The sequence below is a fragment of the Cohnella sp. GCM10012308 genome (genome assembly GCF_042649185.1).
Classification (GTDB): domain Bacteria; phylum Bacillota; class Bacilli; order Paenibacillales; family Paenibacillaceae; genus Cohnella.
In genome coordinates this window covers 56366-70960 of sequence record NZ_JBHRYU010000030.1, presented here as the reverse complement: position 1 = coordinate 70960, position 14595 = coordinate 56366, and the positions used below count along the sequence as shown (strand labels likewise).

Here is a 14595-nt window from a genome sequence, read left to right as displayed (position 1 = left end):
CGAAACACGCGAAGAGACGATACGCCACGATGAGGAGGAATACGGCATGATTCGTCTGCGCAAGCCGCAGCGGCTGATGAGCAAGGCGATCTTGTTCGTGGCGGCGCTCATGGTGCTCCCGATGCTGCTCATCTCCTGGTACGCGAACGAGCGCGCGTCGCTTGCGATTCAGCAGCAGACCGGCAAGGCATTTCTCGAGCTGAACCGGCAAAACCTCGCCACGATGGACCGGCTGATGGATGCCGTCGATCAGAATCTCGTCGCCATGCTCCGCACCAGTCTGATCCAGAGCTGGGACGGCCGCGCGAAGCGAACCTCCGGCGAACGGGTGGGACAGTACGTCGAGACGGAAAAGCTGCTGGAAAATTACTCCGGCGAGGTGCAGTATTCCTTTTTTGCGTTGACCCAAAATCCGGACGATTACGACTTTGCCCCCTATACGGACCTTTCGGACTCCGGCGTGTTTCTGCCGGAAGGACAGCGGACGCTGCCCTGGCTGCAGCAGACGCTGGACAAGCGCGGCGGGTCCGCCATGCAGATTATCGACCGCTTCGGCTATGCGCAGCTCCCCTCCCTCACGCTCTCCTATTCGCGCGGCGTCTCCGATCTGACCGGCGGCGGACGCCTCATCGGCGTGCTCGTCGCGACCGACATCGACGGCGCGCTCGTCAAGCAGATGAACGCCTTCGCGCTGCCCCAGGGCGCCAACTCGACGCTGACGGATGCCGAAGGGCGCGTGCTGAGCGGGCGGACGGCTGCGACAGGCACCCAGTACCGGCTCCCAGACGACGGGCAGGAGCTGCTGCCGCGCGTACGCATCGCCGGCGACAGCATGTACGTGTACCAGGACAGCGACGCGTACGGCTATCGGTTGATCTACGACATCCCGCTGGCGTCGCTTGTCGGCAGCCATCAGGCGGTGCAATCGATCATTCTCGTCTCGGCCGCCTGCTACGTGCTTATCGTCCTGCTCGTGCTCTTCTACTTCGTCCGCTCGGTGCTGCGGCCGATGTCGCAGCTCGCGCGGCTGGCCCGCTCCTTCGAGCCGGGCCGCCCGATCGCGGACGAGTTCGCGGAGCAGGCGCGCAGCGACGAGATCGGCCTGCTGTACCGCTCGTTCCATGCGATGACCGGACGCATCAACCAGCTGATCGAGGAGCGGTACGGCATGGAGCTCAAGCAAAAGGAATCCGAGCTGATGCTCATGCACTCCCAGATTACCCCCCATCTGCTCTACAACACCCTGGACTCCATCTATTGGTACGGCATTCAGGGCGGGGTGCCCGAGGTCGCCGAGATGGTGCGCGATCTGTCGACCGTGCTTCGGATCGGGCTGAGCCGGGGCAAGGAAATGATCACGGTCCGCGAGGAGCTAAGTCACGCAGTCGCCTACCTGCAGCTGCAGGACAAGCGATACCGACACTCCTTTCAATACGCGATCCGCGCGGACGACGAAACGATGGATTGCATGCTGCCGAAGGTAATCATCCAGCCGCTCGTGGAAAATGCGATTTTGCACGGCGTAGGCAAGATGGAAGGCGAGGGCGAAGTCGAAGTGCTCGTCCGGCTGGACGGCGGAGATCTGCTGATCGCCGTTCAGGACAACGGCTTCCGGCCGGTCGATCTGCCCAAGATCGAAGCGCTGCTCGCGGGCACGGCCGGCGCGGACGGCGGCTTCGGCATCCGCAGCGTCCACCGGCGCGTCACGCTGCGCTTCGGATCGGATTACGGCCTGCGCTACGAAGCGCGCGAATCCGGCGGCACGAGAGCCGAACTCCGCCTGCCGCGGCTGCTCAAGAACGGAGACGGACAGCCGGGCGGCCACGGCGCGAACCGATAGCGGCGATCGTATAGACGGACGAACGCGCGGACGCTGGCGGCAGCGCCCCGATCCCGGCGGGCGCGATCACGAATTGTGGAGGATCCGTCATCACATTCGGAGAAGCCGTCATGGGCGTGCGTCCCGGCCGAACGTACAATGAAAAGATACGATAGCCAGTCTGTTCATCGGGAGGAATCACGCACAAATGACTTACAACCGTCTCGCCAAGCGGTTCCGGGACCACTTCTGGGGGATCGCGTTCCTGCTGCCCGCCGTCGCCGTCTTCTGCCTGTTCCTATGGACGCCGATCGCCAAGGGGATCTTATACAGCTTCATGCAGATCGATTTCGTGAAGGGCAACCATTTCGTCGGATTGGACAATTACAAAGCCGTGCTCGACAACAGCGTCGTCGGCATCGCCGTGCGCAATACGATCTTCTACATGCTGCTCGGCGTCGTCATCGGCTTTTGGGTGCCCAGTATCGTCTCGATCGCCGTATCCGAGCTCAGGTGGTGCCAGGGCTTCATGCGCCTGATCGTCTATTTGCCCAACATCGTGCCGGCCGTCGTCCTATACGGCATGTGGCAGTATTTGTACGACCCGCTCGGCCCCTTGAATCAAATTCTGGGTTGGTTCGGCGCCCACCAAGTGATGTGGCTGACCGACAAGAGCGTCGCGATGCTCTCCATCGTATTGGCCGAAACCTGGCAGGGCTTCGGCAGCGCCGCGCTGATCTATCTGGCAGGCATCGTCAGCATCCCGAAGGATCTGTACGAAGCGGCGGAGATCGACGGCGCGGGCATTTTGCAGCGTATTCGCTACATTACGATTCCCGGCATTCGCCATCTGTACGTCCTGCTGTTCATCCTGCAGCTTATCGGCACGTCCCAGGGCTTCCAGACGCATGTCGCGCTGACGGGCGGGGGTCCGAACAATACGACGCTGACCTATATGTACCAGATCACCAACGAGGCGTTTATCCGCTTCGACTTTGGCCGGGCCGCTGCCATGGGCGTGCTGATGTTCGTCGCGTTGACCGCGTTGTCCGTCCTTCTTTACTCGTTCCAGGGAAGGAGCAAAGCAGTATGAGCAAAGCGGCGCACGAACGTACCATTCTATCCTCCTATGACCTGAGGAAGCCGTCCGTCAAGATCGGATACGGACTGATGCTTCTGGCGCTGGCGGCGATCGCCTTTACGATGCTGTATCCGTTCGGAACGACGATCTTCTCGTCGCTGAAGACGAGGCAGGAGATCTTCGTCTTTCCGCCGACCTTCCTGCCGAAGCACTGGACGTTCGCCAACTATTCGGAAGGCTTCCAGTACGTCGATCTTGGCAGATCGTTTTTGAACACGCTCGTGATCTATGTCGGCATGGCGACGATCCCGCTGCTGATTATGGGTTTGGCGGCCTTCAGCCTGTCCCAGATGAAGATCCCGCTCCGCAAGACGACGACCCTGTTTTTCATGAGCACGCTGATGATTCCCTCCGCGACGTATTTGATCCCGAGCTTTCTGAATTTGCAGAGCCTCGGCCTGATCGATTCGTACTGGGCGCTGTGGCTGCCCGCGGCCGCCAATGCCTTTAACATCGTGCTGCTCAAAAGCTTTTTCGACGGCATTCACAAAGAGCTGTTCGAAGCGGCGCGCATCGACGGCGCATCGGAGATTCGCGTCTTCCTGCGGCTGGCCGTGCCGATGTCGCTGCCCGTTTTCTCGACGCTGCTGATCTTCGCCTTCACCCAGACGTGGAACGACTGGTATTGGCCTTCGCTCATCATCACGACGCCGGAGAAGCTGCCGATCGCGCCGGTCGTTTACCGCAACATTACCCAATCGGTCAACATCCCGCTGAACGTCAAGTTCAGCGTGCTGACCGTCGTGATGATTCCGCCGCTCGTGTTCTTTCTGATCTTCCAAAAGAACATCATGCACGGTCTCAATTTGTCCGGCGTCAAAGGCTGAGCGCCTTCCGGAGATCCGGTGGATCCGTCATCATCCCCCGTGGATTCGTCATCGTATGCGGATTCCCGGATCGCTATGCTTAAGGAGCCAAGACAATTTCCATCCAGGGGAAGGGGTTAGCGTCACTATGAAAAAAAATCAAAAAGCAAACGCCGCCACCGGGCTGCTGCTCGGACTGGCACTGGTTGCAACCGCTTGCGGAGGCAACGGCAACAATAATGAGGCATCGCCGAGCGCGAGCGACTCGGCAGGCGCTTCGCCTTCCGCATCCGCTTCCTCGTCCGCAAGCGCTTCCGCGGCACCGACCCAGGCGCCGGACGTGACGTTGACCGTGCAGTATCCGACGGCCGACAATCCGGTGTGGGTAAGCGTAGCGGACGATCAGATCAAGCGCTTCAGCGAGAAGTTCCCGAACGTGACGATTAAAAAGAATACGTGGCAGTACAACCCGAACGAGATCGGCGTCAAGATGGCCGCCCACCAGGCGCCTTCCTTCTTCCAGACGGCCGCGACCGAAGGCAGAACGCTGGTCGAGCATAGCTGGGCCGCCGATCTGACCCCTTACCTGGAAGGCTACGCGCAGTTGGACCAGATCAACAAGTCCCTGCTCGAGCCGTTCACGTTCGACGGCAAGATCTATGCGCTGCCTTCGGACGCCTACATGATGACCGTCACGCTGAACAAGAAGCTGTTCGAGGCAAAAAACGTGGCGATTCCATCGCCCGACTGGACCTGGAACGAATTTTACGAGGCGGCCAAGGCGACTGCCGATCCGGCCAAGGGCATCGCAGGTTTCGCCATCATGGCCAAGGGCAACGAAGGCGGCTGGCAATGGACGAACCTGTTGTATCAAGCGGGCGGCGAAGCGCAAAAGGTCGAGGGCGGCAAGGTCGTGTCGACCTTCAACTCGGATGCCGGCGTCAAGGCGATGGACTTCCTGAAAAAGCTGCGCTGGGAAGCGAATGCGCTGCCGCAGAACTGGGCGCTTAACTACGGCGACACGTACAACCTGTTTAAGCAAGGACGCGCGGCCATCGTGCTCGGCAATGCCGTCGAGGACGCTGTCAACAACGGCGGTATGAACAAAGACGATCTGGTCGTTCTGCCGATGCCTGCAGCCGAAGCCGGCGGCGAGCATGTCGGCATCATGGGCGGCAACTTCTTCATCGTCAATCCGCAGGAAACGCCGGACGTGCAGAAGGCCGCATTCGATTACATCACGAACGATTACTTCACGGACAGCGGCGTCGAATCGCTCCGCATGGACCTGGAGAGCCGCAAATCCAAAAATCAGATTCGGGTGCCAAACGTCGCCAACTATTACACGCAGGATTCCGAATACGGCAAAAAGATGCAGGCGGTATACGACGCTTATCCGGAGACGGTTTATAAATACGACGACCGTGTCTACGAGCTGGCGAAAGGCAAGACGGAGCCGTCCTACAACGGCCAGGATTACTACGCGGCGCTCACGAACGTCATGCAAGAAGTGCTGACCGACAAAAACGCCGACGTCAAAAAGCTGCTCGACGCAGCCGCAACGAAGTTCGACAGCGACTTCCTCTCCAAGATTACGCTCGAATAGAAAATGGCAAGTCAGCGGCCGCGTTCCCGATCGGGAGCGCGGCCGTCTTGCTGCGCGCTGAAGCGGCAAGGCTTTGCTTTGTCCTGCTCTGTTCTTCCTTTTAAATTGTATCCATAAGCTACCTTGGCGACGCCATTCGTCATAGGCGCCCCTGTCTCGCGAGATCGTCATTCAATCTCCTCTATTCCTGTCTCGCACGATCGTCCGTTTCAGCGTTCCTCGCTTCCCGTCTCGCGCGATTACCGGTCAGTTTCCTCGCTTATGGACTTTAAGACTACTCGGTCCTTGCCTTCGCCACTGCGGATCGGCCCCGCTTCCTTCGCCTTCACCCTCGTCTCCCCTATGCACAGCCTCCTGCTGGCCGCCGCTCGGACGGCTCCATTCATTCGGATCAACTCCGATCCATGCTGCTTATTCCGGTTTGATCGGGCTTCCCATGATAAAAAGCCGAGCGTCGCCTTTCGGGTCGACGTTCGGCTTTTCGCTTGCAGGTGGGATTAACTCATGGCCTTCAGAATTTGATAGATGAATTGTGCCGCCTCTTGTCGGCTCAGGTTGGATTTGGGATTCATCAGATACTTGCCGTTGACCGGCGTTCCCTGCAGCAATCCTTGCTCGCGCAGCGCCTCCACGCTTGGCGCAGCATAGCTTGCGATAGCGCTGCTGTCCGCAAAATACCCTGAATCGCCGGCGGACGACGTCTGAAGGCGTCCGGCAGCCTCGAGCGCCCGTGCTGCGATCACGGCAGCGTCTTCGCGAGTGATTGCAGCTTGCGGACGGAAGGAATCGCCGTTCGTTCCCTTCACAATTCCCAGCGCATGCGCAGCGCCTACCGCCTCATAATAGTAGCTTGCGGAGGATACGTCTTTAAAGCCGCCATTCCCCTCCGCCTGAAGCTCCAGCGCGTGCATGATCATTTTGACAAAATCGGCTCTGGTTACGTTCGCCGTCGGTGTGAACGCATCCGTCGACGTGCCGTCCACGATTCCCTTGGCCGCAAGCACTTCGACGGCATGCCTTGCCCAGGAATTGGCCATATCCTTAAAGGTCCTGTCGACGTAAGCGACCGCGTAAACGCTAAAGTGCGTCGTGCGGAAGATCAAAGTCCCGGTTGCCGCATCGTAGCGTGCGCTCGGCATCAGCGTTGCGTTGCCTGCCGCATCCACATAGACGGCGGCCAGCTTCTCCACCGACGCAGATTCCGCGGATGTCGGAACATACGGCAACGATACGGTTACGGGTCTGCCGGTATCCTTCCATTCGAACGGCTGACCGTCGGCCGTTGCGTGAAGCTCGATAATCGGGCGATCTCCCACGATTGCGCGCGCGCTTGGACTAAGCGCGTCCGCATTGATCGCTCCGAGCACGAGCCCATAGCTGCCCGCTTTTGCATGGTCTGCGCGCGCGAACAGGTCCCCGGGCAGTTGGATGGTGCCGGCCGGCGTTTTAATCTCGATCACCGTACGGCTGTCGAGCGCATTCATCACTTCCGGCGGCAATTCCACGCCGTAACGGGAGCTGCCCTCGATCTTTTGCAGCTCGATCGTCGTCTTGATCGTACCGTCCGCTTGCTTGACGGCCCCCTTCAAAGCCGCTTGCAGCTCGGCCGTGCCCACCCGGGCCGTTGCCGTGCCGCTCGCAGTATCCAGAACCGGCTGCTTGGCCAGCTTGCCTCCCTCAACTGCCGGCGTCGGCGTCGGGGTCGTTACGACAGGCCCCGGCGACGTAGACGGTTGCGGCGAGGTGGACGGCTCCGGCGACGTGGACGGTTCCGGCGTTGTCGACGGTGCGGGCGCCAGCACCAGGTCGCCGAAGTAGCTCGGATCCTTGGCGCCGCCGATCCCGCTCATGTATTCGATCCACCCGCGGCGTCCCGCGCCGTCGTCATCGTTAATCAATAGCGAGAAGCCGAAGCGCGCTCCTGTCTCGATGCTCGTGCCGTCCTGCACCAGCTCGCTCCACGGAATCGCGAGCTCGTAGACGGTATGCTTCGTATCATCGTTGCGCGCCGCCTTCGAGACAATCCCGGTCAGATTGCCGGTCGTCTTGCCGGCGGGCGCCGTCCAGCGCCAGGCCTGCGTGGATCCGTCGGCCAGCAGAGCGACGCCGATCTCGTGGTACCCGATACTACCGATGCCCGCAGCTCTCGCCGGGTCGAATGCGAATTGGATGCTGTCGCCGGCCCAGATGCCGTCCGCGGTTCGAGTTTGGCTATGGATGTTGTCCGTACCGTCGACGGCCAGGTACAGATGCTCGTCATCCCACTTGAGATACGCTTTGCCGCTCAGATCCGACAAGCCGCCCCAATCGTTTATCGCTTGAACCTGTTCAGCTTGATCCAGCCCGATCTCCATCGCGCCGTCCCACTCGCCGTTCGTCAATACGCCGTCGACGGTCGGCGCAGTCTCGACTTTCTCCGCCGCCAGAAAGCTGATCGGAAAGACCGACTCGCTCGTATATCCGCCGGAGAGCTCGACTTTCACTTTGACTTGGTTAAGCTTCGCGTTCACCGATAGGACCGGAATCGTTTCCGTCCCCGTCTCGCCCGGCGCGATGCCATTGAAGCTGACGGAACCCGCCAGTTCGGCCGGCTCCAGGACGGTCAGCGTGCCCTCCAGCTCCGTCGCGCTTGTGTGATTCGAGACCTGCGCCTGCAGCGACCACTTCGTCCAATCGCCTGCCTTTAGCGGTTTTGGCTCGAGCTTCAAGGAGACCGGTCCGACGACCGTCGGCGTCACTTGAATCTGCCCTACCGTACTGCCGCCCGACTGCACCTGGATTCGAACGGCAAAACTCTGCTCTCGTTCGTTGGCAGGCACGTTCACCTTCAGCGAGATCGGATCGGTACCGGTTCCGAAGGACGTGGCGCCTTCCAGCTTCCATCCGAGCGGCAGCTGCGCCTGCAGCTCGCCGGATAGCGAAGCGGTCGATGCCGAACGGTTCAGCGCGATCGTCAGCGTCTCGCCCGCGGCGACGACAGGTGCCGGCTGCTTCGCGGAAAAGCCCGGTGTCGCAGACAACAAGCTCGTTACGACGCCCTCGATGAAGATCGGCGAATCCGATACGGTCGTCGTGAGGACGCCGCCGGTCACCTGATAGTCTACGCTGTTGCCCATCATGTCCGTCACCTTGAACGGACCCGCGCCAAGCTGCAAGCCGACCGTCCGCGGGCTGAATTGATTCCAGGCCACGACGACGTCCTTGCCGTCGCTATCCCGGCGGAATTGATAGAAGCCGAGCGTCGCATCCGGCTTTGCCGACTTTACGAACCGTGCTTTGGTCAGCTTGTTGGTCATGGTGTTGTATGCGACATAGCCGACCTTCGCTCCGTAGGGATTGTTCGGGTCGTTTTTATTTTTGACCAGACCGAAGTTATGCTCCGGCTCGTTCTTGTCGAGTCCGTCATTGTGGAAATCGTACCAGAAGTATTTCTCTATGCCGCCCTCCTCCATCAGCAGCACGTTGGTCCGGATCGCATAGGCGGCCGCGGTCTCCTCGGTGACGGAGCGCGGGCCTTCATGCGTCGGCCAGCCAATTTCCGTAATCCAAATCGGCTTGACGTCCCCATACTCCGCCATGAGGTCTTTGAGCGCTTGGATCTGACCGATCATGTTGCCGGCCTCGGGACTGAGCGGATACGTGTAAGGATGCACGGAGATCGCGTCCATATACTTCGTACCGTTTCCGTCCGCGTCCATCATGTTTCGCAGCCACTTCAGATCAATGCCGCCGAGGCCGGTGCCCATGACTTTAATATCAGGGTCTACCGCTTTCAGCGCCTCGTAAGCCACCTTCAGCACCCGCGCATAGTCGGCTTCCGACCGGTTAGTCGGGTTAAAAGACGCGATATTCGGCTCGTTCCACACTTCGTACTCGCTTACGCGGCCCTTTAAGTGCGTGGCGACGAACGTGACATAGCGGCGGAAGCCTTCAAGCCCCTCTTCCGTGTACGGGAGCCCGCCTCCGTCGTAATAAGGATTGCCGTAAGCCAGCAAGAACAAAGGCTTAAGCCCTTTCTCCAACGCGCTGTCGATCGTCTCGTCCCATTTGGGCAAGAAGTTCAGTTGGCCTTTGACCAGTTCGGCCTGTCCCCAGCCGCCCCCGTCCCGAATGTACTGGAAGCCGCCCAGCTCCAGCAGCTCCAGATTTTCATTGAGACTCCAGGTCTGATCGAAGTGCGTATTCGCGGCAAAAATATCGTCGTTTCCTCTCGATGCATCGACAGGATAGACGCGACTGAACGATGTCTTCTTTTCGATATGAATCGAACCGTCCGAATTGGATGCGGATACGGTCAGGTCATAAATGCCATGTGCCGATGACGGGATGACGAACGGTCCTGCTTCGAGCGTCCCCTTGGCCGCAAGCTGCAAGCCGCTCACGCTGTTCTCGTACACGGTAGCGCCAACGCTGTTTTTCGCCAGTACGTCCACGCGGAAGCTTTGCTCCGCATTCGTAAAGTCGGAGAGCTTGAGCGTAAATGCCGCTTCCTCGCCGTCAGGGAAGACGTTGCCCACCCGCATGCTGGAGAGCTCCGCCTTGACGAGCTCCGTCGGCGGCTTCGGCGGCACCTTGCCGCCCATGGTGACGATAAACGCATCAATGTCCGCAGTGGCGTAGTCATCGCTGTTGAGCTGAACCCGGATCTTATTGTCCGTCCCTGCCTGCAAATTGACGACAACGGGCTCCGTCTCCGCGAAATTGTCCCAACCGCCCGTGACCGGGAAGTAGATCTTCTGCGGCTGCTTGACGCCGTTGACATATAGACTTAGAAACTTCTGATCCGAGAAGCCGTTGGCATACCGGATGACGACTGTCGCGTCGCCGCCGTCGCCCCCGTCGGCCGTTACTTCGCTATAGGCGCCGACATCGATCAGCGAGCCCACCACTTTGCCGCCGGAAGCGTGTCCGGCGTCCTGAATCCGTCCGAGACCGCCATACGTTCCGTTTTCAGCCTCATAAGTTGCCGCGGGATACAGCGTCACCGTGTAGGCATCGATGTCCGCCGTAGGGTAGTCGGTGCTGTCCAGCTGAAGCTTGATCGTATTGTTGTTCCCTGCGTTCAGAGAGACGATGACCGGATCCGTCTCCGCGAAGTTCGCCCAGCTGCCGGTAGGCGGAAAATAGACCTGCTGCTGCTTAACGCCGTTCACGTACAAGCTGACAAACTTCGTGTCTTCAAAGCCGTTGGCATACCGGATGACGACGCCGGCCGTGCCCCCTTCGCCTCCTTCCACCTGAACGGACGTATACGCGCCGACTTGGACGAGCGCGCCGATGACTTTTCCGCCAGATGCCTGATCCGCGCTTTGCAGGGCGCCGCCTCCGCCGTAGCTGCCGTTTTCCGCTTCATAGACGACCGCGTTTCCGACTTGCTCCGCGCGTGCGATTGCCGCCGCGCCAAAAGCTCCCTGAATGATCGCGGCCGCAAACAACACGATTGCGAGTAAGCCGCTGATCCCTTTTTTCCATTGCATGCGTCAGACCTCCGATAGCTGCATTTTAAAATATCGACCATCTGAAAAGAATCAATCATTTTGAAGCGCTTTCAGTATTGCTCAAAACCATTTGCCGTCTCGGCGCTTTGGCCGGGATGCCTGTTCCAAAAAGCAATTCCTCCTTACTTGGCTTCTAACGGCTTTCCTAATTATAAAAAGAGACGCCCTTTGCTCCCATGACCGTTCCTCCTCAGATGATGACGGATCCAATCCTGCTTGCGCGAGACCCGTTCGATCCCAACGATGAATTTTCCAAAAACAAAAAGCCCCCGTTCTCAGATCGCGCCGAGAAGGAGACTCCGAATCGAAAAGCTATCCATTCGTTAAAAATATATGGCGTTAAAAATAAAAAAATTCCCGACGTCATCGGGAATGCGTTACTTAATAAGTTGGTGCGCGTAGAGGGACTTGAACCCCCACGGTTGCCCGCCAGATCCTAAGTCTGGGTAGTGCCCATATATAATAGTATATGTTTTTTCTCTAGGCCCGTCAAAACGGGCTTTTTCTTTTTTCAATCCCTTCTATTATATATAGTTTTATGTACTGAAATATGGTGTTTTCTCCCGTTTCGCTCCCACGCCGCTCCCACAAAAGTAAGGCACCGAAATGTCCGGAGCCTTCATTATAATTCTTCGCTGTTTTTCTTACTTCCATCATGCCCACTCTTCAAAATGTTTTTAATTTTAGAGATGTAAGTGCCAAACTTTACGCTGATTTCCGCACGCATGACTTCACGTACAATACCGAAGCGCTCTTCGTATCCCCGACACACATATCGGTGGTAGATGACCAAGTCTACTTGCTCCTCGGACAGGATCCGGATGCGTCGTTGGCTGAGCTCGCGACGTAGAGCATATAGGTCTTTGCTAATCATGTCCATGATCGCCTGGGTCGCAGCGATATGCAGCTGACTCATAAAATTCCCAGACAGTTTGCTATCGTCGATACTTTTTTGGGCCATCGTCAGCATGTGCGGGAGTAAGATGACGTCCCGGATCATGACCATCTCTTCCGTAGTGGGATGCCCGGCCGCCCGCGCTGGCTCGCCTATAGCCGTCGGCCCCGACCTCTCGGCGTCGTATTGTTCCTGGTGCTCGGTGAGCAACATTTTGGAGCCCCAACGTTCGTTGCCGTCGAGTTTGCTCATTTATAATGCCCCCCGATCTGCTCGGCCCGCTCGCGGGCGACACCGCTCTCCAGCATAGACGATGCGCGCATGACAGCCGCAGGGCCGTAGCGATCCTTGAGCCGATCGGTCGTGCGCTCGATGCTCGTCACCTTGGTGCGATCCTCGAATAACGTCAGCTGATCGACCGAGTCGTCGGCGAGGCCGCCAAGCGTTATGGACAGCCTGGCGACCGGCATGCCGGACCAATATTCTCGGAGCAGCTTCAGCGCAGCGGCCGCCACCTCATGCGTGAGTGCCGTCGGTTGCTGCAGCTTGACCTGCCGCCCAAAATATGACGATCGTGTACCGTCCGTCTCGGAGACACCGACATGTACCGTATCGCCCATCACGCCGTGCCGTCGGGCACGCCGGCATACCTCGATCACGAGCTCGAGCAGCACGACCTCAATATCCTCCAGCTTGCGGTAGAGATTGGCGCGCAGCGCTTTGCCGTGGCCGACAGACTTCAACTTCTTCCGGATACCGGCCACCACGGGACTTGGATCGATGCCGCGCGCGGTCTGCCAGTAATATTCAGCCTGAATGTCGCTCTGCTTGCCCATCTCCCGTCGCATCTTCCGCTTAAAGTCGCCGAGCTCAAGACGGGCGACGTCGCCGATGGTGTTGAGACCCATACGGACAAAGTGTCTTGTCATTCTAGAGCCCACCATAAACATTTGATGAACTGGCAGCGGCCAGAGATCCCGCTCAATGTTTTCTTGGTTAAGCGTGAAGACGCCTTCTGGACGCTTCTTGGCAAAATTGTCCGTGGCCGTCTTAGCCAGGATCTTGGTCGGACCGATGCCCACCCGCGACCAAACGCCTGTTGAAAGCTGAATCTGCTGCTGTATACTGCGGGCCACCTCGGCGGGCGGGCCGAAATTAGAAAGCGAACCGGTCACGTCCAAGAATTGCTCGTCGATCGAATAGGGCTCGACCTGGTCGGTATACATCTCATAAATCCGGGTCATGAGCAGCGAAATCTGGATGTACGTCCCCATTCGCGGACGAACGACGACGAGGTCCGGACACTTGGCCAGTGCTTCGCCGACGCGCTCGGCCGTCGTCACGCCCTTCCCCTTGGCGATCGGACAGGCGGCCAAGATAATACCGTTACGGCGGGCTGGGTCACCTACTGCCACCGGTTTATCGCGAAGTTCTGGTCGCGCCGCCTTCTCGATCGATGCGTAGAACGACTGCCCATCGATAAGGAAAATCGTACGCTCAGACATGGCGTCGCACCGGCTCAGCAGCCAGAACGCGATCGGTCTTCAACGACCGTTGCTCCCCTATGCCGTGATCAAATACAAATACATTGTCTCCCCGAAGCGAGCGGATCGTGACTTGTCGTTGGGTAATATTATGGTTACGGTCCTCGTAAATCATTTCAACAGCCCGGCCGATATGCTTATTTAGATTCATGGCGATCACCACGCTTGACGAGATGTATGGTACGCGACCTATTGGGCGACCAACTGACAATTCCGCATTTCCGCAGCCGATCCAAGTGACCGTGCGCAACGCTCACTGAGAGGAAAGAAGCGTCAGCGATCTCCCGCACTGTAGGTGGATAGCCAAGCTTGTCAGTCAGCGCTTTGATAGCCAGTACCACATTATCCTTAGTCTCCAAAATGACCGCCTCCAAAACGAACGTTTGTTCGCAATAATCATAATACGAACTAGCGTTCGCAATCAAGGGCAAAAATATACCCCATCTGTTATTCACTGGGGTGTTCTATGACATATTGGATTAGCTCAGCAATCCATGGTAATGGTAAGGGTAAGAGATGGACTACGTCCCCCTATTTGCTGTTGAGCGGCACTTCTTCAATTAAAGATGCACCAGTATTTTTAACGGATCCGACGTTCTTTGATACAGGGTATCTCCGCATCTTGTCTGCATCGTAAGGCACGAGCAGTTCCTGTAGCTTTTCGGCATCGTCCTCTTCCGGATCGAGCCAAACGTTTAGGGCTTTCGAGGGCAGAATCACCGGCATACGGTCGTGCACGTCCTCAACGAGCTTGTTAGGTTTCGTGGTGATGATCGTGCAGCTGCGCAAGGGGCCATCAGGGCCGTCCCATTCGTCCCATAACCCTGCAAACCCAAACGAATCCCCACTTTTCATTACGAAACGATAAGGTTGCTTACCGTCTTCAGTTGCCATCCATTCATAAAAACCGTCTGCAGGTATGACCGCTCGCCGGCGTTTGATTAAACCTTTGTACGCCGGCTTGGAGGCGACCGTCTCAGCACGCGCATTGATCATCTTAAAACCGATTTTCTTGTTCTTTGCCCAGAAGGGAATGAGACCCCAATGAAACTGAGCGAGCAGCCGCTCGCCCCCCTCATTAATGATGGCCGGTACCGAATGCGTCGGAGCAACGTTGTAATTCGGCGTGAGGTGGATGTCGCCGACGCGATCCAGATCAAACATTGTCATAAGTTCTTCGATCGTCGTTTGTATAGTGTAGCGTCCGCACATTCTCTCTCAGCCCCTTGTATCGGTATACTGAGATATTACACTAACAAATAGGAAACGAGCATTCCCACTTGTTG

9 protein-coding genes are annotated in these 14595 nt (G+C 58.1%); 4 read left to right on the top strand and 5 right to left on the bottom strand.

Annotation, left to right across the window (positions count from 1 at the left end; translation table 11 throughout):
- The first annotated feature begins 46 nt into the window (after positions 1 to 46).
- The 4 genes from ACFOTD_RS25965 (at position 47) to ACFOTD_RS25950 (ending at position 5372) form a co-directional block, all read left to right on the top strand.
- A complete protein-coding gene (locus ACFOTD_RS25965; protein WP_378122855.1) occupies positions 47 to 1840 on the top strand; it encodes a sensor histidine kinase in 1794 nt (597 codons plus the stop codon).
- 187 nt (positions 1841 to 2027) lie between these two features.
- Positions 2028 to 2912, top strand: coding sequence for a carbohydrate ABC transporter permease (locus tag ACFOTD_RS25960; protein ID WP_378122854.1), 885 nt, complete (start codon positions 2028 to 2030; stop codon positions 2910 to 2912).
- Positions 2909 to 3787 carry a carbohydrate ABC transporter permease gene (locus ACFOTD_RS25955; protein ID WP_378122853.1) on the top strand — a complete coding sequence of 293 codons (879 nt, stop codon included), beginning with the start codon at positions 2909 to 2911 and terminating at the stop codon, positions 3785 to 3787. Before ACFOTD_RS25960 ends, ACFOTD_RS25955 begins: the two co-directional genes overlap by 4 nt.
- A gap of 127 nt (positions 3788 to 3914) precedes the next feature.
- On the top strand, positions 3915 to 5372 hold the full coding sequence (locus ACFOTD_RS25950; protein WP_378122852.1) for an extracellular solute-binding protein: 1458 nt from the start codon (positions 3915 to 3917) through the stop codon (positions 5370 to 5372).
- Between the two features lie 497 nt (positions 5373 to 5869).
- Here ACFOTD_RS25950 and ACFOTD_RS25945 read toward each other — a convergent pair whose 3' ends face one another.
- The 5 genes from ACFOTD_RS25945 to ACFOTD_RS25925 all read right to left on the bottom strand — a co-directional run bounded on the left by ACFOTD_RS25945 (position 5870) and on the right by ACFOTD_RS25925 (position 14521).
- Positions 5870 to 10849 carry an S-layer homology domain-containing protein gene (locus ACFOTD_RS25945; RefSeq protein ID WP_378122851.1) on the bottom strand — a complete coding sequence of 1660 codons (4980 nt, stop codon included), beginning with the start codon at positions 10847 to 10849 and terminating at the stop codon, positions 5870 to 5872.
- Between the two features lie 643 nt (positions 10850 to 11492).
- Complete coding sequence (locus tag ACFOTD_RS25940) at positions 11493 to 12017, bottom strand: YhjD family protein (RefSeq protein ID WP_378122850.1); 525 nt, start codon at positions 12015 to 12017, stop codon at positions 11493 to 11495.
- Positions 12014 to 13270: a DNA polymerase IV gene (locus tag ACFOTD_RS25935; RefSeq protein WP_378122848.1), complete on the bottom strand. Its 1257-nt coding sequence runs from the start codon at positions 13268 to 13270 to the stop codon at positions 12014 to 12016. Before ACFOTD_RS25935 ends, ACFOTD_RS25940 begins: the two co-directional genes overlap by 4 nt.
- 176 nt (positions 13271 to 13446) lie before the next feature.
- Entirely contained in the window at positions 13447 to 13650 is a 204-nt protein-coding gene (locus ACFOTD_RS25930) for a LexA family protein (protein ID WP_378122886.1), read from the bottom strand.
- Between the two features lie 190 nt (positions 13651 to 13840).
- Positions 13841 to 14521 carry an SOS response-associated peptidase gene (locus tag ACFOTD_RS25925; RefSeq protein WP_378122847.1) on the bottom strand — a complete coding sequence of 227 codons (681 nt, stop codon included), beginning with the start codon at positions 14519 to 14521 and terminating at the stop codon, positions 13841 to 13843.
- Positions 14522 to 14595 lie beyond the last annotated feature (74 nt).